This is a genomic window from Mycobacterium shunyiense (assembly GCF_058270035.1).
The window spans coordinates 67,575-89,374 of sequence record NZ_JBZDPT010000002.1; the positions used below are offsets into that span (position 1 = coordinate 67,575).

General features: G+C 65.8%; 10 protein-coding genes and 1 tRNA gene (1 of these 11 only partly in view). 9 read left to right on the plus strand and 2 right to left on the minus strand.

Features of this window, described 5'->3' with window-relative positions; translation table 11 throughout:
- Both AC4ELS_RS02235 and AC4ELS_RS02240 read left to right on the plus strand, forming a co-directional pair.
- Positions 1 to 6,177 carry the 3' portion of a non-ribosomal peptide synthase/polyketide synthase gene (locus tag AC4ELS_RS02235; protein ID WP_499045618.1) on the plus strand. 18,291 nt of this gene lie to the left of the window's left edge, so 6,177 of the gene's 24,468 nt are visible here — the last part of the coding sequence; its start codon lies beyond the left edge, outside the window; its stop codon occupies positions 6,175 to 6,177.
- Positions 6,174 to 14,363 carry an amino acid adenylation domain-containing protein gene (locus AC4ELS_RS02240; protein ID WP_499045620.1) on the plus strand — a complete coding sequence of 2,730 codons (8,190 nt, stop codon included), beginning with the start codon at positions 6,174 to 6,176 and terminating at the stop codon, positions 14,361 to 14,363. The genes AC4ELS_RS02235 and AC4ELS_RS02240 overlap by 4 nt, the downstream gene beginning before the upstream one ends.
- Before the next feature lie 39 nt (positions 14,364 to 14,402).
- On the opposite strand, the gene AC4ELS_RS02245 is transcribed toward AC4ELS_RS02240, so the two are convergent.
- On the minus strand, positions 14,403 to 15,077 hold the full coding sequence (locus tag AC4ELS_RS02245; protein ID WP_448447310.1) for a methyltransferase family protein: 675 nt from the start codon (positions 15,075 to 15,077) through the stop codon (positions 14,403 to 14,405).
- 210 nt (positions 15,078 to 15,287) lie between these two features.
- Here AC4ELS_RS02245 and AC4ELS_RS02250 point away from each other — a divergent pair, with 210 nt between their 5' ends.
- Positions 15,288 to 15,584 carry a hypothetical protein gene (locus AC4ELS_RS02250; protein WP_499045621.1) on the plus strand — a complete coding sequence of 99 codons (297 nt, stop codon included), beginning with the start codon at positions 15,288 to 15,290 and terminating at the stop codon, positions 15,582 to 15,584.
- Between the two features lie 9 nt (positions 15,585 to 15,593).
- Here AC4ELS_RS02250 and AC4ELS_RS02255 read toward each other — a convergent pair.
- Positions 15,594 to 15,667 (minus strand) — tRNA-Leu (locus AC4ELS_RS02255).
- Positions 15,668 to 15,750: 83 nt separating this feature from the next.
- Here AC4ELS_RS02255 and AC4ELS_RS02260 point away from each other — a divergent pair.
- From AC4ELS_RS02260 to AC4ELS_RS02285, 6 genes are all read left to right on the plus strand, one after another.
- Positions 15,751 to 16,377 (plus strand): two-component system response regulator PdtaR, encoded by a 627-nt coding sequence (locus AC4ELS_RS02260; RefSeq protein ID WP_064881559.1) that lies wholly within the window; start codon positions 15,751 to 15,753, stop codon positions 16,375 to 16,377.
- Positions 16,378 to 16,573: 196 nt separating this feature from the next.
- Positions 16,574 to 17,785, plus strand: coding sequence for a branched-chain amino acid ABC transporter substrate-binding protein (locus AC4ELS_RS02265; protein WP_064881524.1), 1,212 nt, complete (start codon positions 16,574 to 16,576; stop codon positions 17,783 to 17,785).
- Between the two features lie 85 nt (positions 17,786 to 17,870).
- Positions 17,871 to 18,920 (plus strand): branched-chain amino acid ABC transporter permease, encoded by a 1,050-nt coding sequence (locus AC4ELS_RS02270; RefSeq protein WP_064881522.1) that lies wholly within the window; start codon positions 17,871 to 17,873, stop codon positions 18,918 to 18,920.
- Positions 18,917 to 20,119 carry a branched-chain amino acid ABC transporter permease gene (locus AC4ELS_RS02275; protein WP_498883276.1) on the plus strand — a complete coding sequence of 401 codons (1,203 nt, stop codon included), beginning with the start codon at positions 18,917 to 18,919 and terminating at the stop codon, positions 20,117 to 20,119. Before AC4ELS_RS02270 ends, AC4ELS_RS02275 begins: the two co-directional genes overlap by 4 nt.
- The gene (locus AC4ELS_RS02280; RefSeq protein ID WP_499045623.1) at positions 20,116 to 20,970 is read left to right on the plus strand and encodes an ABC transporter ATP-binding protein; all 855 of its coding nucleotides are present in this window, start codon (positions 20,116 to 20,118) and stop codon (positions 20,968 to 20,970) included. Before AC4ELS_RS02275 ends, AC4ELS_RS02280 begins: the two co-directional genes overlap by 4 nt.
- Positions 20,954 to 21,715: an ABC transporter ATP-binding protein gene (locus tag AC4ELS_RS02285; RefSeq protein ID WP_064958675.1), complete on the plus strand. Its 762-nt coding sequence runs from the start codon at positions 20,954 to 20,956 to the stop codon at positions 21,713 to 21,715. Before AC4ELS_RS02280 ends, AC4ELS_RS02285 begins: the two co-directional genes overlap by 17 nt.
- The last annotated feature ends 85 nt before the right edge of the window (positions 21,716 to 21,800 follow it).

A 21,800-nucleotide genomic window follows, 5' to 3' on the forward strand; every position in this document is an offset into this window, starting at 1 on the left:
GACCACTACCGTGCCCCCGCGAACCCCACCGAGGAGATCCTGACCGAGATCTACGCCCGCGTGCTCGGCGTGGAGCGCGTCGGAGTTGACGACTCGTTCTTCGACCTCGGCGGAGATTCCCTGTCTGCGATGCGTCTGGTCGCCGCGGTGAACACGGCCCTGGACACCGGCCTTGCGGTGCGGGTGCTGTTCGAGGCGCCGACGGTGGCGCAACTGGCACCCCGCATCGGCGGGGAATCGGCACGCCTTGATCCGCTGGTGGCCGGTCCGCGGCCCGCGGTGGTTCCGCTGTCGTTCGCGCAGTCCCGGCTGTGGTTCCTGGACCAATTACAGGGCCCGTCACCGGTTTACAACATGCCGACCGCACTCCGTATCAGCGGGGCACTCGATGTCGAGGCGTTGGGTGTGGCGCTGGCCGATGTGGTGGCCCGTCACGAGAGCCTGCGCACCGTGTTCCCGGCCGTCGACGGCATTCCGCGGCAGTCGGTGGTGGCGGTCGAGGACGCCCAGTTCGGCTGGGATGTCGTCGATGCCACCGGTTGGACCACGGAGCGGCTGCAGCAGGCCGTCGGCGAGGCCGCGAGTCACACGTTTGACCTGTCCACCGAAATACCGTTGCGGGCGCGGCTCTTCCGCCTTGCCGACGACGAACACGTACTGGCGGCGGTGGTGCACCACATCGCTGCCGACGGTTGGTCGGTCACTCCGCTGGTGGCTGACCTGGGAGTGGCCTACGCAGGCCGAAGCTCCGGACAGACGCCCGGCTGGGCTGATCTGGCAGTCCAGTACGTCGATTACACGTTGTGGCAACGCGCGCAGTTCGGCGACCTGGGCGACAGTCAGAGCCGGATCGCCTCGCAGCTGGCGTACTGGCAGGATGCCCTGGCCGGGATGCCTGAACGGGTGGATCTGCCCACCGACCGCCCCTACCCGCCGGCCGCCGATCAGCGTGGCGCCACGATCGCCCTGAGCTGGTCCGCCGACCTGCAGCAGCAGGTGGCCCGGGTGGCTCGGGAGCACAACGCGACCAGCTTCATGGTGCTGCAGGCGGCGCTACTGACCGTGCTCTCCAAACTCAGCGGAAGTTCCGATGTGGCAGTGGGTTTCCCCATCGCCGGACGCCGGGACCCTGCGCTGGATGAGCTGATCGGCTTCTTCGTCAACACCCTGGTTCTGCGGGCAGACCTGGCCGGCGACCCCACCGTGGCGGAATTGCTCGCCCAGGTACGGGCCCGCAGCCTCGCCGCCTACGAGCACCAGGATGTGCCGTTCGAGGTGCTCGTCGATCGGCTCAATCCGACACGCTCCCTGACCCATCACCCATTGATTCAGGTGGCACTGGCGTGGCAGAACGTCCCCGGACAGGCCACGAACGCATCCGGCTCCGGGCTCGCGCTCGGCGACCTTGAGGTCAGCCAGATGCCGATGGACACCCACACGGCACGAATGGATCTGAGCTTCTCGCTGGCCGAACGCCGCACCGCGGACGGGGCTCCCGCCGGTATCGGCGGCACGGTGGAGTTCCGCACCGACGTGTTCGACGCGGCGAGCATTCAAACACTGATCAGACGATTCGAGCAGGTGTTGGTCGCGATGACCACCGACACCGACCGGCGGCTGTCCAAGCTCGACCTACTCGACGCCGTTGAACACGCCCACCTCGACGTGATCGGAAACCGGACCGCGCTCGCCCAGTCCACCCGCACACCGGTGTCGGTTCTCGCGCTGTTCGCCGCGCAGGTCGCCCGCGCTCCGGAGGCCGTCGCAGTGACCTCGGACGGGCATTCGCTGACCTACCGCGGACTCGATGAGGCTGCAAACCGGTTGGCCCGCCGGATGATCGGATGCGGCGCCGGTCCTGGAACCTGCGTGGCCCTGCTACTGGACCGCTCCGCCGAGGCGATCGTCGCGATGCTGGCGGCGCTGAAGACCGGAGCCGCGTATCTGGCGATCGACCCGGCGCTGCCCGCGGCCCGGATCGATTTCATGCTGGCCGATGCCGCACCTGTCGTCGCGGTCACCACCGCCGCAGTGGCTGATCGGTTGGCCGGACATCGCCTGCAGACCATCGATGTTCACGATCCGGCTTTGGCCGACCAACCGGCTACACCGCTTCCTGACCTGGCGCCCGAGTTCGCCGCCGATGATCTCGCCTACCTGATCTACACGTCGGGGACCACCGGTCTGCCCAAGGGCGTGGCCGTCACCCACGACAATCTGGCGCACCTGGCCCGGTCCACGCCTGCGGACCTCCCGGCGAATCAGGTGTGGACGCAGTGCCATTCGTACGCCTTCGACTTCTCGGTGTGGGAGATCTGGGCCGCCTTGCTGGGGGGTGCGCGCCTCGTGGTCGTGCCCGAGTCGGTGGTGAGCTCACCGGACGATTTCCATGCCCTGCTGGTCCGCGAGCAGGTCAACGTGCTCACACAGACGCCGTCGGCCGCCGGGGCGCTGTCACCGCAGGGCCTGGAATCGGTCGCCTTGCTGCTCGGTGGTGAGGCCTGTCCCGGTGAGGTGGTTGATCGCTGGGCTCCCGGACGGGTGGTGATCAACGCCTACGGACCCACCGAGATCACGGTCTACGCGTCGATGAGCGTGCCATTGAAAACCGGAGCTGCCGGTCCGAATGTCGCCCCGATCGGGGCGCCTGTCGCCACGTCGGCGCTGTTCGTGTTGGACGAGTGGTTGCGCCCGGTGCCGCCCGGAGTGGTCGGCGAGCTGTACGTGGCCGGCGACGGAGTGGCGTGCGGTTACCTCGGCCGGTCGGCCTTGACCGCAGCCCGGTTCGTGGCCTGCCCGTTCGGCGAGCCGGGGGAGCCCGCGACGCGGATGTACCGCACCGGGGATCTCGTGAGCTGGCGCGCCGACGGACAGCTGCAGTACCTGGGTCGCGCCGATGACCAGGTCAAGATCCGTGGTTACCGCATCGAGCTCGGCGAAGTGCAGACCGCTTTGGGCGGGTTGGACGGCGTGGGGCAGGCGGTGGTGATCGCCCGTGAGGACCATCCGGGTATCAAGCGCCTCGTCGGCTATGTCACCGAAGAGACGACCGGGACGGTGGATCCGAGCGCGCTGCGAGAGGCGTTGGCCGACCGACTGCCCCCCTACATGGTCCCGACAGCGATCGTGGTGCTGGAGGCGTTGCCGTTGACGGTAAACGGCAAACTCGACACCCGCGCCTTGCCGGCACCGGAGTACCAGGACACCGGTCGGTACCGTGCACCCGCGACCCACATCGAGGAGATCCTCACCGGCATCTACGCCCAGGTTCTCGGCCTCGAGCGGGTCGGGGTCGACGAATCATTCTTCGACCTGGGCGGAGACAGCATTCTTTCCATGCAAGTGGTCGCCCAGGCCCGGGCGTGCGGCGTGATGTGCCGTCCGCGTGACATTTTCGTCGAGCAGACCGTGGCCCGACTGGCACAAGTGGTCGGCGTGACGAGCGATGACGACGGTCCGGTCGACGAGGGGGTCGGGCCGGTGGCGGTGACCCCGATCATGCGCTGGCTGGAGCAGGTGGAGCGTGCCGGGGGTTCCACCGGCGAGTTCAACCAGACAGTGATGGTCCAGGCCCCGCCGGGAGCCACCGAGTCCGATGCCGAGTTGGTCTTGAGTGCCCTGCTGGACCGGCATGCCATGCTGCGGTTGCGCGCCGAACACGACCAAGCTGGCAACTGGTCATTGCTGGTCCCCGAGAAGGGTTCGGCGCAAGCACATCTGGAGTCGGTCGACGTACTCTCGGATGAGGCGTTGGTGGCAGCCCGGTCGCGGCTCGACCCGGCCGCAGGCACGATGGTGAGCGCGCTGTGGGTGGCATCCACCCAGCAGTTGGTGTTGACCATTCACCACCTGGCTGTCGACGCGGTCTCGTGGCGGATCCTGTTGGAAGACCTCAACATCGCCTGGGCGCAGCACTGCCAGGGCCAGCCGGTGGCATTGCCGGTGACTGGGACGTCCTTCGCGCAGTGGGCCGCGCTGCTCGACGAGCACGCCCGCTCCGTCTCGGTGGAGGCTGAAGCCGACAATTGGCGACGAGCGTTGGCGACTCCGTCCGTGCTGCCTGCCGTGCGGCCCGAGCGGGACACGTATGCCACCGCCGGCCACCTCACCGCGTCACTGGATGTCGAGACGACGCGGGCTCTGCTCGGCGAAGTCCCCGCAGCGTTCCATGCCGGGGTGCAAGACATCCTGTTGATCGCCTACGGGCTTGCCTTGACACAGTTCCTGGGAGTTACCCTGCCGGTGGCCATCGATGTCGAGGGCCACGGCCGTCACGAGGAATTGGCGGAGCTGGATGGGCTTTCGGATCGGGCCGTCGATCTGTCCCGCACCGTGGGCTGGTTCACCACCAAGTACCCGGTGGTGCTCAACGTCGCGACGGACGTCGGACCGCGCCAGTCGGGCCTGAGCTGGTCTGACGTGAAGGCCGGCGATCCGGCACTCGGCCGCGTGGTCAAAGACGCCAAGGAACAACTGCGTGCGCTGCCCGAGGGACTGACATACGGACTGCTTCGCTACCTCAACCCAGATGTGGATCTGTCCGGTTCCGACCCTGCCGTGGGATTCAACTACCTCGGTAGGTTGGGCGCATCGGGCGCCGCGCCGCAGACCGACATGACCGGGCTGTGGCAGGTCAGCGTCGACGGAGCGGCGGTCGCCACGACTGCCGCGGCGATTCCGATGCCACTCGGGCATACGGTCGAGCTCAACGCAAGCACGGCCGAAACGGACGACGGCCCAAGCCTTTACGCTTCGTGGACCTGGGCTCCGTCGGCTCTGGACGAGTCGCAGGTCGGCAGGCTCAGCCAACTCTGGTTCGACGCCCTCACCGGAATCTGTGCACACGTCCGTGGGGGTGGCGGCGGTCTGACCCCGTCCGACATCGTTCCGGCGGACCTCACCCAGTCGCAGATCGATGAGCTGAGCCAGGACCACGACCTTGCCGACGTGCTGCCCTTGACGCCGCTGCAGCAGGGACTCCTGTTCCAGGCCAACGCAACCCGCGGCAGTGACGACGACGATGTCTACGCCATGCAACTCGATGTCACGGTCACCGGCCCGCTGGACCCCGACCGGCTGCGCGAGGCGGTACGTGCGGTGGTCGGGCGCCACCCGAACCTCGCGGCCCGGTTCGACAAGCGATTCGACGAACCCGTGCAGATCATTCCGGCGGATCCCGATGTGCCCTGGCAGTACCTCGAAATGGCCACGGAGACAGATGTGCAGCAGTTGTGTGCCGGCGAGCGGGCCGCGGTCTGCGATCTGGTCCACCACTCGGCCTTCCGTGCGGCGCTGATCCGGACCGCCGGCGGCGAGCACCGGTTCGTCATGACGTATCACCACATCGTGCTCGACGGGTGGTCACTGCCGATCCTGCTGCAGGAGATATTCGCGGGCTACTACGGACAACGCCTGTCGACTCCCGGATCGTATCGCCGATTTGTGACGTGGATGGCCGAGCGAGATGTCGACGCCGCCCATACCGCGTGGCGTGAGGTGCTGGCCGGTTTCGCCACACCGACACTGGTCGCGCCGAACCGGACCCGGCCGGGGCGGCGGGCCACCGAGACGTTCCGTCTGCCCGCCGAAACCACCCGGGCTGTCAACGAGCTCGCCCGGTCGCAACACACCACCGCCAACACCGTGCTGCAAGCCGCCTGGGCGCAGGTGCTCATGTGGCTCACCGGTCAGCAGGATGTGGCGTTCGGCGTTGCGGTCTCGGGTCGATCGGCAGAAGTGGCCGGCGCGGATTCGATGGTCGGCTTGCTCATCAACACAGTGCCGGTGCGGGCCACCATCACGCCGGACACCACCATCGCCGGTCTGCTCGAAGAACTGCAACGACGTCACGGCGACACCCTTGACCATCAGCATCTGGCACTCAGCGAGATCCACCGCGCCATCGGCCACGATCAACTGTTCGACACGCTGTTCGTGTACCAGAACTATCCGGTGGAGAGCGTGGCGGCATCGATGGCCGACGGATTGGCCATCACGGAGGTCAACGGCCGCGAGTACAACCATTATCCGCTGACCCTGCAAGCGATGCCGGGGACGGAACTGGTTCTCCGTGTCGAATTCGACACGGGCGTGTTCACCGCCAAGCGCGTCAACAAGATCGTCGGGCGTTTCCAGCGGGTGCTGGAGGCCATGACCGGGGAGGAACAACAATCGTGAGTGCGGACGCCAACCGGCGATTGTTGTCGATGGATCTGGACGACGACGATGATCTCGAGGAATTGGACGAGTGGGGTAATCGCGCGGCCTTGAATGGGGCGACGCCGATGTCGTCAGCGGCAATTCCGGTGTTGTTCGCCGCACAGGTGGCTCGTGATCCGGCTGCGGTTGCCGTCAGCTGCGCCGGGCGCCACATCACGTACAGGGACCTCGATCGGGCTGCGAATCGGTTGGCGCACTTGCTTGTCGAGCGCGGTGTCGGTCCGGGGCAGCGGGTTGCGCTGCTGTTTCCACGCTCGGTTGAGGCCATCGTGGCGATCCTGGGTGTGCTCAAAACCGGTGCGGCGTACGTGCCGATCGATCCGTCGGTGCCGGATGCACGCATAGAATTCGTCCTCGCTGATTCAGCGCCGGTAGCAGTGGTCAGCACCGCCGATCTGTTGGATCGGCTGAGTGGGCGTGGGTTGACGGTGATCGACGTCGACGATCCCGCGATGAGCTGCCGGCCGGACACCGACCCACTGATCGAACCTGCCCCCGAAGATGTCGCGTATCTGATCTACACCTCGGGTACCACGGGTGTGCCCAAGGGCGTGGCGATTCCGCATCGGAATGTGACGCGGTTGTTGGATGCAATCGATCGCGATGTGGCGTTGTCGTCGGGTCAGGTATGGGCACAGTGTCATTCGTTGGCGTTCGACTTCTCGGTGTGGGAGATCTTCGGTGCGCTGCTGCACGGTGCGCGGCTCGTCGTGGTGCCCGAATCGGTGACCCGTTCGGCCGAGGAGTTCCATACCTTGTTGGTCGCTGAGCGGGTCAGTGTGTTGAGTCAGACTCCGTCGGCGTTCTATGCGTTGGCTGCCGTGGACACGGACCGGCCGGAGAACCGGCCGGCCCTCGAAGTGGTGGTGTTCGGCGGAGAGGCGCTGGATCCGTCCCGCCTCGGGGCGTGGTTGGCCGTACATCCGGAATCGCCCCGGTTGATCAACATGTACGGGATCACCGAGACGACGGTGCACGCCTCGTTCCGTGAGATCACCGCGGCCGATCTGGAAGATGCGATCTCGCCGATCGGTGGACCGTTGGCGGATCTGGCGTTTTTCGTGCTGGACGGCCGGTTGCGCCCGGTGGCTGCCGGTGTGGTGGGCGAGTTGTACGTGGCCGGTGCGGGTTTGGGTTATGGCTATGTGGGCCGGGCTCCGTTGAGTTCGACGCGATTTGTGGCCTGCCCGTTCGGCAGCGAGGGCGCACAGGCTAGGCGGATGTATCGCACCGGCGATCTGGTGCGCTGGGGCACAGATGGACAGCTGCAGTATCTGGGACGTGCCGATGAGCAGGTCAAGATTCGTGGCTATCGGATCGAGTTGGGTGAGATCCAGTCGGCGCTGATGGCTTTGGAGGGTGTCGAGCAGGCGGTGGTGATCGCCCGGGAGGACCGTCCCGGGGACAAGCGGCTGGTCGGTTATCTGATCGGCTCCGCCGACCCGTCCGTGGCGCGGGTGGCGCTGGGGGAGACGCTGCCGCCCTACATGGTGCCCACGGCCGTGGTTGCCTTGGATGCGTTCCCGTTGACCGTCAACGGCAAGCTCGACAAAAAGGCTTTGCCTGCACCCGAATTCCAGCACATCGACGATTACCGCGCTCCGACCACGCCCACCGAGGAGATCGTGGCGGGCATCTACGCCCAGGTCCTCGGGTTGGACCGAGTCGGCATGGACGACTCATTCTTCGATCTCGGGGGAGATTCGCTGCAGGCCATGCGATTGGTCGCTGCGCTCAATCGGACCCTGGACGCCGGACTGGATGAGCGGGTCATATTCGAGGCTCCTACGGTCGCTCGATTGACGCCTCGTATCGGTGCTGACGAAGGTCGACAACAGCCCTTGGTGGCCGGCGAGCGGCCGGCGGTGATGCCGCTGTCCTTCGCGCAAAGCCGACTGTGGTTCATCGACCAATTGAACGGGCCGTCACCGGTTTACAACCTGGCGGCCGGGCTGCGCCTCAACGGTCCGCTCGATGTCGATGCCCTCGGTGCGGCGTTCGCCGACGTATTAGAGCGCCACGAGAGCCTGCGCACGTTGTTCCCGACGGTAGACGGCACGCCTCAACAGCTGATCGTTCCCGCCGACCAAACGGAATTCGGCTGGGAAGTCATCGATGCCGTCGGTTGGACGGCCGACCGGTTGCAGGAGGGGATCGAGCAGGCGGCGCGGCACAGCTTCGACCTCGCCAACGAGATCCCCCTGCAGGCAAGGGTGTTTCGGACGGCAGACGACGAGCACGTGCTGGTGGCGGTGGTGCACCACATCGCCGCCGACGGTTGGTCGATCACTCCGCTGGTGGCTGATCTGGGCGTCGCCTACGCCGGACGGTGTGCGGGGCAGGCTCCCGGCTGGCAGCCCTTGCCGGTCCAGTACGCGGATTACACCTTGTGGCAGCGCGCGCAGCTCGGCGATCTGGAGGACAGCGCCAGCCGTATCTCTGAGCAATTGGGATTCTGGGGGGACAACCTGGCCGGGATGCCCGAGCGCTTGGCATTGCCGACCGACCGGCCCTATCCCTTGGTCGCCGATCAGAACGGCGACCGAGTCGATGTGGAGTGGCCTGCCGCTCTGCAGCAGCAGGTGGCCCACCTGGCCCGCGATCACAACGCGACCAAGTTCATGGTCATGCAGGCTGCCCTGGCGGTACTGCTTTCGAAGCTCAGCTCGAGTTCCGATGTGGCGGTGGGATTCCCGATCGCCGGACGTCGCGACCCTGCCCTCGATGAGCTGATCGGGTTCTTCGTCAACACGTTGGTGCTGCGCGTGGATCTCGCAGGAGATCCCAGCGTTGCCGACCTTCTGGCGCAGGTACGGGCGCGCAGTCTCGGTGCATTCGAGCACCAGGATGTGCCCTTCGAGGTGCTCGTCGAGCGGCTCAATCCGTCCCGGTCTCTGGCCTATCACCCGTTGGTGCAGGTGATGCTGGCCTGGCAGAACGTTCCCGGAGCGACCGGTGATTCCGGCGGGAGGGTGGCGCTGGGGGACCTGCAGGTCACTCAGCTACCGCTGGACACCCACACCGCCAGGATGGATCTGTCTTTCTCGCTGGCCGAGCGTTGGACCGAAACCGGCGAGGCGGCAGGAATTTCCGGGACCGTGGAGTTCCGCACCGACCTGTTCGACGGCGACAGCATCGAAGCGTTGGTCGATCGGTTACAACGGGTGCTCGAGGCGATGGCCGACGACGAGACCCGCCGTTTGTCCGCGATCGATGTGCTCGATGCCGACGAGCAGAAGCGACTTGACGAGGTGGGCAACCGGGCGACGCTGACCCGCCCGGTACCTGCACCGATGTCCATTCCGGCACTGTTCGAGGCGCAGGTGGCCCGCGACCCTGGCGCGGTGGCCGTCAGTTTCGAGGGGAGCCGGATCACCTACGGGGAGCTCGATCAGGCGGCAAATCGGTTGGCGCACCTGCTTGTCGAGCACGGGGTGGGTCCCGGGCATCGGGTGGCGTTACTGTTCACCCGGTCGATCGAGTCGATCGTCGCGATTTTCGCGGTACTCAAGACCGGCGCGGCCTATGTGCCTGTCGATCCTGCGGTGCCCGACTCGCGGTTGGAGTTCGTACTCGCCGATTCCGCGCCGGTTGCCGTGGTCACCACCACCGATCTGGCCGGCCGACTGAGCGCGCACGGGTTGGCGGTGATCGCCGTCGACGAGGCTCCGACCGCCTCCCGGCCCAGTGGCGCACCACCTGGTGGACCCACACCTGACGACGTCGCCTATCTGATCTACACCTCGGGCACCACCGGCGTGCCGAAGGGTGTTGCGATCCCGCATCGCAACGTGATCCGTCTGCTTGAGGCGCTGGATACCGATCTGAAGCTGTCGGCCGATCTGGTCTGGTCACAAAGTCATTCGCTGGCTTTCGACTTCTCGGTCTGGGAGATCTTCGGCGCCCTGCTGCACGGTGGGCGATTGGTGGTGGTGTCCGATTCGGTGGCGCGGTCGTCTGAAGAGTTCCATGCGTTGCTGGTCGATGAACGCGTCAATGTGTTGAGCCAGACGCCGTCGGCGTTCTATGCCTTGCAGACCGCGGATGAGCTTTCCGCCACGTTGGAGTCTGAACTTCATCTCGAGTTGGTGGTGTTCGGTGGTGAGGCGCTCGAGCCTGCGCGGCTGGGTGAGTGGTTGCAGGACCATCCGGTGTTACCGCGGTTGATCAACATGTACGGGATCACCGAGACAACGGTGCACGCCTCGTTCCGTGAGATCACCGCCGCCGATGTCGAGGGCAGTGTCAGCCCGATCGGTGTGCCGCTGGACCATCTTGCGTTCTTCGTGCTCGATCGCGCATTGCAGCCGGTCCCGGTCGGCGTGGTGGGGGAATTGTATGTGGCCGGCGCCGGTTTGGGCGCCGGATATGTGGGCCGGGCCGGGTTGAGCTCGTCGAGGTTCGTGGCATGCCCGTTCGGAGCGCCGGGACAGCGGATGTATCGCACCGGCGATCTGGTGTGTTGGCGATCGGACGGAGAGCTGCAGTACCTGGGCCGCGCCGATGAGCAGGTCAAGATTCGTGGCTACCGGATCGAGTTGGGTGAGATCCAGTCGGCGCTGATGGCTTTGGACGGTGTCGAGCAGGCGGTGGTGATCGCCCGGGAGGACCGTCCCGGCGACAAGCGCCTGGTCGGTTACATCACCGGAGACTGCGATCCCGCTGATCTGCGCGCCACGTTGGGCGAGAAGTTGCCGCCCTACATGGTGCCCACCGCGATCGTCGTTGTCGAGGCGTTGCCCTTGACGGTCAACGGCAAGCTCGACACTCGCGCCCTGCCGGCACCCGAATATCAAGACGTCGACCACTACCGCGCCCCGGCCACTGAACTCGAGGAGATCTTGGCCGGCATCTTCGCGCAAGTCCTCGGACTGGAGCAGGTCGGAGTCGACGACTCGTTCTTCGATCTTGGTGGCGACAGTATTTCGGCCATGCAGGTGATCTGGCGGGCGCACGGTGCCGGCCTGACCGGTCGTCCGCGCGACATCTTCGTCCAGCAGACCGTCGCCCGGTTGGCGCGGGTGGTCAGGATGGCCGGCGGCACGGGCGGCGAGATCGACGAGGGACTCGGACGGGTCGTGCCGACCCCGATCATGCGGTGGTTGAAGGACCTGGAAACTCCTGACGGCCCGGTCGATGAGTTCAATCAGACTGTGGTGCTGCAGGCCCCGACGGGTGCCGCCGAGGACGACGTCGTAGTCCTGTTGCAGGCCTTGCTCGATCGGCACGGCATGCTCCGATTGCGGGCGGGGGACGACGGATCGGGCGGTTGGTCTCTCACGGTGCCGCAGGCGGACGGGGTGGATGCCCGCGACTACCTGCACACCGTGGACGTGCTGACGGAAGACGCGCTGGCGGCGGCCCGGTCGCGGTTGAATCCTGCTGCCGGAGCGATGTTGAGCGCGTTGTGGAGTTCGACCACGGGCCAACTGGCGTTGGTCGTTCACCATCTGGCCATCGACGGGGTGTCATGGCGAATCGTGCTGGAGGATCTCAACATCGCCTGGACCCAGCATCGCGGCGGGCAGCCGGTGCTGTTGCCGCCTGCCGGAACGTCGTTCACCGGTTGGGCCGACCTGCTTGCCGAGCATGCGCAGCACCCGGACGTCGTCGGCCACGCGGACGCGTGGCGGCAGGTGACGTCCGTCCCGGCCCCGTTGCCGGCACCCCGGCCGGCGGAGGATACGTTCGCCACCGCCGGGTATCTCACGGAGTTTCTGGACGTCGAGACCACGCGCATGCTGCTCGGCGAGGTGCCCGCGGCATTTCACGCCGGCGTGCAGGAGATCCTGTTGATCGCCTTTGCCCTCGCCTGGACTCAGTACCTGGGGACCGGCGGCGCGCCGGTCGCCATCGACGTGGAAGGTCATGGGCGCCAAGAGGAATTGGCCGGGTTGGGTGGCGCCGATGATCGAGATGTCGACCTGTCGCGCACGGTCGGATGGTTCACCACCAAGTACCCGGTGTCATTGAGCTTTGGAGCCCGTGGAGGCGGGCTGCGTTGGACGCAGGTGGTGGCCGGTGACGCCGCGCTCGGTGCGGTGATCAAAGAAGCCAAAGAGCAGCTTCGAGAGCTGCCCGACGGGCTGACCTATGGTCTGCTGCGCTATCTCAACCCCGACCTGGACCTGGCGGGATCGGATCCCGTGATCGGGTTCAACTACCTCGGGCGGCTCGGTTCTCCGGCTGCATTCGCGTCGGGTGATGTGTGGCGGTTCAGCCAGGACGGCTTGTCGATGACCGGCGCCGCCGGGGCGATACCCATTGCGCTGGCGCACTCCGTCGAGCTCAACGCAGTCACGATCGACACCGACACCGGCCCACATCTGAACGCCACCTGGACGTTTGCGCCGTCGGCACTCGACCACACCGCTGTCACACGGATCAGCCGCCTGTGGTTCGACGCCCTGGCGGGTATCTGCGCCCATGTCAGGCGAGGTGGAGGCGGGCTGACCCCGTCCGACATCGCCCCGGTTCGGCTGAGCCAGCAGCAGATCGACGCGCTGCACGGTGAATCTCCCATTTCCGATGTGCTGCCACTGACGCCATTGCAGGAAGGACTCCTGTATCACGCCGGTGTCGCCAGCAGCTCCGGAGACGACGTCTATGCGGTGCAGCTGGATCTCGCACTGAGCGGCCCGCTCGACGTGAGCCAGCTCCACGATGCCGTGCAGACCGTGGTCGGCCGGCATCCGCATCTGGCGGCCCGCTTCTGTCCACAATTCGAGCAGCCCGTGCAGGCAATTCCCGCTGACCCCGTGACGCCCTGGCGGTATATCGAGTTGGACGCCAACGGCATTGGCATCGATGCAGAGATCGAGGAGATCCTTGCGGCCGAGCGTGCGGCGGTGTGCGACCTCGGGAACCAACCCGCCTTCCGGGCCGCACTCATCCGCTTCTCGGGCAACCGCCACCGCTTCATCCTGACCAATCACCACATCGTGTTGGACGGCTGGTCGATGCCGATTCTGATGCAGGAGATCTTCGCCGGCTACCACGGGCTGCGGTTGCCCGCGGCCTCGCCGTACCGCAGGTTCATGACGTGGCTGGCCGAACGCGATCGTCCTGCCGCGCACGCCGCGTGGCGTGAGGTGCTGGCCGGGTTCGACACCCCGATTCTCGTTGGGCCGCCGCAGAAGTTGCGGTTCGGGGAACGTCGGGTCGATTCGTATCGGGTACCGGCGAAGACCACGCGGGCGCTCACGAAGCTGGCACGTTCGCATCACACCACGGTCAACGTGGTGTTGCAGGGTGCCTGGGCAATGCTGCTGAGCTCACTGACCGGCCAGTCCGATGTGGCATTCGGCACCGTCGTCTCGGGTCGGCCCGCCGAAGTCGACGGTGCGGATTCGATGGTGGGTCTGCTGATCAACACGGTGCCGGTGCGGGCCACCTTCACACCGGACACGACTACCGGCGATCTGCTGGATCAGTTGCAGAGTGCGCACAACGACACCCTTGAGCATCAGCATGTGGCGCTCAGCGACATCCACCGCATCACCGGCCAGGACAGGCTGTTCGACACGGTCTTCGTCTATGAGAACTATCCGACCGACGCCGGGACACAACCCGGTGGCGACGGGTTGGCCATCACCGGTTTCAGCAGCCGCGACTACTACCACTACCCGATCTCGGTGCAGGCCGGGCCGGGCCGCGAGCTGGAACTGCGCGTCCAATACGACACCGATGTGTTCGACGCGGACTCCATCGACGCGTTGATGGAGCGGTTCAAGAAGGTGTTGGTGGAGATGACCGCCCATCCGGGGCGCCGCTTGTCGGCGTTGGACCTCGTCAAAGGTTCCGGGCAACGGTGGCTGCACGGCTGGAGTGGCAAGGCGGTCTCCCCTCAGCCAGAGGCCATGCCGCTGCGGGCATCCGGGGCCGACGAGACCAATGGTGCCTATTGCCCTCCGGCCACGTTGGTCGAGCAGATTGTCGCGAGCATCTACGCCGAGGTGCTGGGGGTGGACCGCATCGGAGTGGAGGAGTCGTTCTTCGCTTCCGGCGGCGATTCGATTTCCGCGATGCGTGCCGTCGCGGCGATCAACGCAGCTCTCGATGTCGAATTGACGGTGCTCACGTTGCTCGGCGCCCCGTCGGTGCGGAGCTTGGCTCAGCACCTGGAAAACGCCCCCGCTCAGTGAGCGATCGCCGCGCCCACCCCGATGGGATGAGCGCGGCGATCACCACATGTAGGGCACGAGGCGGTATCGCGCCTTCTGCGCGTATTCGCGGTATCCGTCCAGTTGCTCGACCAGCAGCTTCTCTTCATCGCGGATACGGATGACGAGCATCATGAGTCCGGGGACGACGGGCAGGAGCCCCCAGTAGGACCCGAGCGCGAGCGGGAAGCCGACGATGGTCAGCACGTTGCCGGTGTACATGGGGTGGCGTACGAGCCCGTACAGGCCGGTGGACACGAGCTGCTGGCCTGTCTCCACCTGAACGGTGGAGGCCGCGAAGCTGTTCTGGATGACCACCAGGCTCGTGACGCCCAGTCCGACGGCCACCAGAACGTCACCGGCGACGCAGATGGCCGCGGGCACCGAGGACCAACTGAAGCGATGGTCGAGCGCGCTGACCACCACCATGGCTGCCAACGAGGCGTACCACCCGGCGATGAGGATCTTTTGCAGCGTGCGGCTTTCGGCGGCAGGCCCGGCGCGTTTGCGGCGTTGATGCGCGGCGGGGTCCGCGCGTTGCAGGAAGATGCTCGGGATCCACGTCGAGAGGGCGAACACCACCAGAAAAGCCCAGGCTTGCCAGTAGTCGAAAGTCCCCGCGAGCAAGAACAGCACCAGGCCGAACACGGTGAGCTCAACAAGCCCGAATCCGACTACTCTCGCAACGGCTTTCACGATCCTCCTGTCGTCCGCCGCGGCATCGACCGCCGGCGGGCGCAACGCAGCGCACGGCTCAACCTACCGTCGGGCACCCACCAGGCGGGTGCGTTTGGTCCCAAGCTACGACCCAGCGGTGCAACCGCTTTCCGCAGGCCTCGTGCCGTAGCGTCCGTGCCTGTGGTGGAACGTCCCGACAGCAGGCAGAAGATTTCCACGATGGTCGCCATGGCCGCGTCTGTGATCCTGCTGGCTTCCTTCGCGGTGATCTACGTCGTGTTGAGCAGCGATGCCCTGACGTCGAACCTGATGGACGGCCGCTACCCGTCGACCGCGGAGGCGATGCGGGCACGAGGGGGAGCGGTGCTCAGTGGGGTGCTGGCGGTACTCGGCTACGGCGGGTTGATCTGGGCAGCAGTGATCAGGAAGACCAGGTTGGGGAAAGTCCTGAGCACTCTGTTCGGCGCTGCGCTGGTCGGATATGTCCCCGCCGCGCTGTTCGTCTGCCTCACTGCCTTCCAGTGACTCACTTTGTGCCCTCGGTGAGATTCGAACTCACACTGTACGGGTTTTGAATCCGTTTCCTCTGCCAGTTGGGATACGAGGGCGTCCCGATCGGTACTGCGGGTTTACACCTTAGAGGATGGCCCCGCGCTCGCCGAACGGCGGCCTCCACGACACAATGTTCTCCATGACCGGGTCACCGAAAGACGCTGACAGCCCCCGCCGTGTGCTCATCGCCGAGGACGAGGCGCTCATCCGCCTCGATCTCGCCGAGATGCTCCGTGAAGAGGGCTACGAGGTCGTCGGTGAGGCCGGCGACGGCCAGGAGGCCGTCGAGCTCGCCGAGGCCCTGCACCCGGACCTGGTGATCATGGACGTCAAGATGCCCAGGCGCGACGGGATCGACGCGGCCTCGGAGATCGCCAGCAAGCGCATCGCCCCGATCGTCATCCTGACCGCGTTCAGCCAGCGTGAACTGGTCGAACGTGCCCGCGACGCCGGGGCCATGGCGTATCTGGTCAAGCCGTTCAGCATCACCGACCTGGTCCCTGCCATCGAGGTGGCGGTCAGCCGGTTCAGCGAGATCGCCGCGCTGGAGAACGAGGTTGCGACGTTGGGCGACCGGCTGGAGACCCGCAAGCTGGTCGAGCGGGCCAAGGGTTTGCTGCAGAGCAAACACCAGATGACCGAGCCCGAGGCCTTCAAGTGGATTCAGCGGGCCGCGATGGACCGCCGTACCACGATGCGGCGGGTGGCCGAGGTGGTGCTGGAAACGTTGGAAGAATCCGAGGAAGCGCCGGCTCCGGAGAACTGACCGACCGGCCCGGTTGTTAATTGTGGGTTTCTGCCGGGCCGAAATTCCGCGTTCAGGCAGCACACGCGCAAGAAGCCTCACTCAACATCCCGCGCTCGGGCCGGTGGTTGGCTATGTTCTACCCGAAGCTCCGGCGCCCCGGCCTGGCAAGGTCAGGGCGTCGGTACCGCTGACAACTCTGACCCGGAGGTGAAGCGTGCGCGGTCGCGTGGCACGGAAAGCATTTGCTCTCGGAAGTGCGGGTGTGGTTGCCCTGGCGATTGCCGGCTGTAACCAGTCCGCACCGGAAGGCGGGGCATCGCAGACCAATCTGAAGATCGTCGAGAAGGTCCAGATCGACGAAAACGGTGCCGAGGTCAAGGCCGCCCAGGACGTCGCGCCCGCCGAGCCCGCCGGTGACGGCAAGGCCGTCTGCCCGCCCGTGATGCTCGGCATGATGGGCGCGCTCAACGGTCCGGACGCCGCGCTGGGTATCAACATCAAGAACGGCGTGCAACTGGCTGTCGACAAGCACAACGCCGCGAACGCCGGCTGCCAGGTGCAGCTCAAGAGCTTTGACACTGAAGGTGATCCGCAGAAGGCGACCGGCGTGGCGCCGCAGATCGTCGACGACGCGATGATCATCGGCTTGGTAGGGCCGGCGTTCTCCGGGGAGACCAAGGCCACCGGCGATGTGTTCAACCAGGCCGGCCTGGTGGCCGCCACCGCTTCGGCGACCAACGTCACGTTGAGCGAGAACGGGTGGCGGACGTTCTTCCGAGGCCTGGCCAATGACGGCGTGCAGGGTCCCTCGGTGGCCAACTATCTCAAGAACACGCTGGGCCACAAGAAGGTGTGCGTGGTCGACGACAGCACCGATTACGGGCTGGGGTTGGCCGAGGCCGTGCGTGAAACCCTTGGCCCGGTTGCTGATTCGTCGTGCAACATCTCGGTGAAGAAGGGGGACAAGGAGTTCTCGGCCGCGGTCACCCAGATCAAGAGCGCGGCCCCGGATTCGGTCTTCTACAGTGGCTACTACTCCGAGGCCGCACCGTTCGTGCAGCAGCTCAAGGACGGCGGGGTGACGGCGACGTTCGTCAGCGCCGACGGCACCAAGGATCAGCAGTTCGTCAACCAGGCGGGCGAAGCGTCGAAGGGCGCGTTGCTGTCCTGCCCGTGTGGCCCGGCGACCGGGGCGTTCGCCGACGAGTACACCAAGAAGTTCGGCCAGGCGCCCGGCACCTACAGCACCGAGGGCTATGACCTGGGCACCATCCTGCTCAAGGGCATCGACTCGGGTGCCATCACGCGGCCGGCGATGCTGGATTACGTCCGCAAGTACGAAGGCCAAGGTGTGGCGCGCAAGTACCAGTGGACCGACAAGGGCGAGCTGACCACGAACTTGATCTGGATGTACGAAGTCAAGTAGCCCTTTGAGCGAAACGCGTCCGAGACCGTCCCCAGGACTCGGACGCGTTTCGCTTCACACCCCTTGAGTCAGGAGCCGCCGCCGGATGATCCACCAGTGCGTCGAGCAGTCCGCCTGTCTGGCAGCCAACATCAGTTTCAACCTGGACGGATTGCAGGACCGATTTCTCCAACTGACGGTCGACGGGCTGTCGTGGGGTGCGATCTACGCTCTGGTGGCAGTCGGTTACACGCTGGTCTTCGGCGTCCTGCGGCTGATCAACTTCGCCCACTCCGAGATCTTCATGCTGGGCATGTTCGGGACGTACTTCTGCCTCGACGTCATCTTGGGGTTCACTCCCGGCACGCCGTACGACAAGGGCGTGATGCTGACGGTGTTCTACCTCGGTGTTGCCATGGTCTTCGCGATGCTGGTGTCCGGAACGGCGGCCGCGGGTCTCGAATTCATCGCCTACCGGCCGCTGCGAAAACGTAACGCCCGCGCATTGACATTTCTCATCACCGCGATCGGAATGTCGTTCGTTCTGCAGGAATTCGTGCATTTCGTGTTGCCGAAAATCTTGAAAGGCTACGGCGGCAGCAACGCGCAGCAGCCCATCAAGCTGGTCCGGCCGACGATTCAGTTCACGTTGTTCGAAGGCACGAAGTTCGAGGCCGTGATCACCAACGTCACGCTGGTCATCATCGGTGCCGCCCTGGTCGTCGCGCTCCTGACCGACATCGCCATCAACCGCACCAAATTCGGACGCGGAATCCGTGCGGTCGCACAGGATCCGACCACAGCGACGCTGATGGGGGTTTCCCGGGAACGGATCATCATGTCCACGTTCCTGCTCGGTGGTCTGCTGGCCGGGGTCGCCGCGCTGCTGTTCACTCTGAAGGTGCCGCAGGGCATCATCTACTCGGGCGGATTCCTGCTCGGCATCAAGGCGTTCTCAGCGGCGGTGCTGGGCGGCATCGGGAATCTCCGCGGCGCACTGCTGGGCGGTCTGCTGTTGGGCATCATGGAGAACTACGGGCAGGTGGTGTTTGGAACGCAGTGGCGTGACGTCGTGGCGTTCGTGCTGCTGGTGCTGGTGCTGTTGTTCCGGCCGACCGGAATACTCGGTGAGAGCCTCGGGAAGGCACGGGTATGAGCGAGCCTCACGGTTCAGAATCGGCCGGTTCGGTGACCAGGACGCTACTGGCCCCCGGCGACGCCATCCGCGAATACTGGTCCACCGTTCCGCGGATGGCCAAATGGGTTGTCGGCGTCGTGGGTTTCGGGCTACTGGCGCTGCTGCCGTTGTTCACCCCGAGTTTCCTCAACACCCCTGGCATCAGTTTTGGCGGCACCATGGCGCAGTTCGCGATGATCGCCGTCATCGCGATCGGCCTCAATGTCGTCGTCGGTCAGGCCGGCCTCCTCGATCTGGGTTATGTGGGCTTCTATGCCGTCGGCGCGTACACCGTCGCCTTGTTGACCAGCCCCGACAGCCCCTGGAACAGGGTGGGCCCCGACGGCTTCTTCAGCAAGGACTGGGCGTGGCTGTCCTGTGTGCCGTTGGCCATGGCCGTCACCGCGCTGGCCGGGTTGATCCTGGGAACGCCGACACTTCGGTTGCGCGGCGACTACCTGGCCATCGTCACCCTCGGCTTCGGTGAGATCATCCGGCTGCTCGCAGACAACCTGTCCGACATCACCAACGGTTCACGTGGGCTCAATCAGGTCGCCTACCCGCGGGTGGGGGAGAGCGAGAAGCTGCCCAACGGTGTGTTCTCCAGCGGCAACTCGGTCGGTGAGGCCAACTACGGCACGTGGTGGTTCTGGCTGGGCCTGATCCTGATGATCGGGATCCTGCTGTTGGTCGGCAACCTGGAACGCAGCCGGGTCGGGCGCGCCTGGGTGGCCATCCGTGAGGACGAGGACGCCGCAGAAGTGATGGGCGTCAACACCTTCCGGTTCAAGCTGTGGGCCTTCGTGATCGGCGCCGCGATCGGTGGGCTCGCAGGTGCGCTCTACGCCGGGCAGGTCCAGTACGTGGCACCGCCGACGTTCAACATCATCAACTCGATGTTGTTCCTGTGCGCGGTCGTGCTCGGCGGGCAGGGTAACAAGCTCGGCGTGATCTTCGGCGCCTTCATCGTGGTGTATCTGCCGAACCGCCTCCTTGGGGTCGAGTTCCTCGGGATCAACCTCGGTGATCTCAAGTACCTGTTCTTCGGTTTGGCGCTGGTGGTGCTGATGATCTTCCGGCCGCAGGGTCTGTTCCCGGTGCGCCAGCAGCTGTTGACCTATGGCAGATCGGCGCGACGGTTGTTGCGCGGTGCCGCAGACAAGGAGCCGGTGGGATGAGCGAGTCCATGCCCGGTGTGACCGAGAGTGTCGAGGAGCTGGCCGGGGTTCACCGTGACATCCAGGCCGCCGAAGGTGAGATCCTGCTCGAGACCCGGGAGCTCACCGTGAAGTTCGGTGGCCTGGTGGCCCTGGACTCGGTCAGTTTCAACATCCGCCGCGGCGAGATCCTAGGTCTGATCGGACCCAACGGTGCGGGCAAGACCACGTGCTTCAACGCGATCACCGGTGTGTACCGGCCCAGCTCGGGTTCGGTCGTGTTCGACGGCGCCCCGTTGGGCCGCATCAAACGGCACCAGATCACCCGCCGGGGTATCGCCCGCACCTTCCAGAACATCCGCCTCTTCGGCGAGATGACCGCACTGGAGAACGTGATGGTGGGAACCGACGCGCGGCACAAGACCTCGGTGCCGGGTGCCTTGGTGCGGTCCCCGCGGCACGGTCGCGAGGAGCGCTCGGCGATCGAACGTGCCGTGGCGTTGCTGCACTTTGTCGGGATCGTGCATCGTGGCGAGGAGAAGGCAAAGAACCTCCCCTACGGGGATCAGCGGCGCCTCGAGATCGCCCGCGCGCTGGCCACCGAGCCCAAGCTGCTGTGCCTGGACGAACCGGCTGCCGGGTTCAACCCGGCCGAGAAGGCCTCGCTGATCGAGTTGATCCGCAAGATCCGCGACGACGGCTACACGGTGCTGCTGATCGAGCACGACATGCGACTGGTGATGGGCGTGACCGACCGCATCGTGGTGCTGGAGTTCGGCCGCAAGATCGCCGACGGCCTACCGTCGGAGATCCGTGAAGATCCGCGAGTGATCGCCGCCTATCTGGGGGTACCCGATGACGACATCTCCTGAATTGTCACAGACGGATACCAGCCGCCCGGTACTGCTCGAGGTGCGCGACGCGGTGGTGCACTACGGCCGCATCAAGGCATTGCACGGGGTTTCACTGGTGGTGCACGAGGGAGAGCTGGTCACGCTGCTGGGCTCCAACGGGGCCGGCAAGACCACCATGATGCGCGCGATCTCGGGCCTGCGGTCGCTGACCTCGGGCTCGGTGTGGTTCGAGGGCCGCGACATCTCGCGCGTGAAAGCCCACCAGCGCGTCATCGACGGGCTGATCCAGGCCCCGGAGGGACGCGGGGTCTTTCCCGGTATGACCGTGGTGGAAAACCTGGAGATGGGTTGCTATGGGCGCAAATTCGCGTCCCGCGGCGAGCACGACGAGCGTTTGGACTGGGTGTTCACGACGTTCCCGAGGCTGGCCGAGCGGCGTTCCCAGGTGGGCGGCACCCTCTCGGGCGGGGAGCAGCAGATGTTGGCCATCGGCCGCGCGTTGATGGCCCGGCCCAGGGTGCTGCTGCTCGACGAACCGTCGATGGGACTGGCACCGATGGTGATCTCACAGATCTTCAAGATCATCTCCGAGATCAACACCCAGGGCACCACGGTGCTGCTGGTGGAGCAGAACGCCCAACAGGCACTGAGCCGCTCGGACCGGGCCTACATCCTCGAGACCGGCAGTGTCACCCGCACCGGTGCTGCGCGGGAATTGTTGGCGGACGACAGTATTCGCGCCGCCTATCTCGGCGTGGCCTGAACCCCCAGGCGTAGCGAGCGTGCGGGTCTGCCGGCGACACGCCGCGCAGGATTCGGCATTTGTGCACCTTCACGGCACGCTGAGG

Coding starts and splice junctions, on each gene's coding strand:
- AC4ELS_RS02250 (WP_499045621.1), top strand. CDS start 15,288: ATGGCCGCGTCTGTGATCCTGCTGGCTTCCTTCGCGGTGATCTACGTC.
- AC4ELS_RS02285 (WP_064958675.1), top strand. CDS start 20,954: ATGACGACATCTCCTGAATTGTCACAGACGGATACCAGCCGCCCGGTA.
- AC4ELS_RS02260 (WP_064881559.1), top strand. CDS start 15,751: ATGACCGGGTCACCGAAAGACGCTGACAGCCCCCGCCGTGTGCTCATC.
- AC4ELS_RS02280 (WP_499045623.1), top strand. CDS start 20,116: ATGAGCGAGTCCATGCCCGGTGTGACCGAGAGTGTCGAGGAGCTGGCC.
- AC4ELS_RS02270 (WP_064881522.1), top strand. CDS start 17,871: ATGATCCACCAGTGCGTCGAGCAGTCCGCCTGTCTGGCAGCCAACATC.
- AC4ELS_RS02275 (WP_498883276.1), top strand. CDS start 18,917: ATGAGCGAGCCTCACGGTTCAGAATCGGCCGGTTCGGTGACCAGGACG.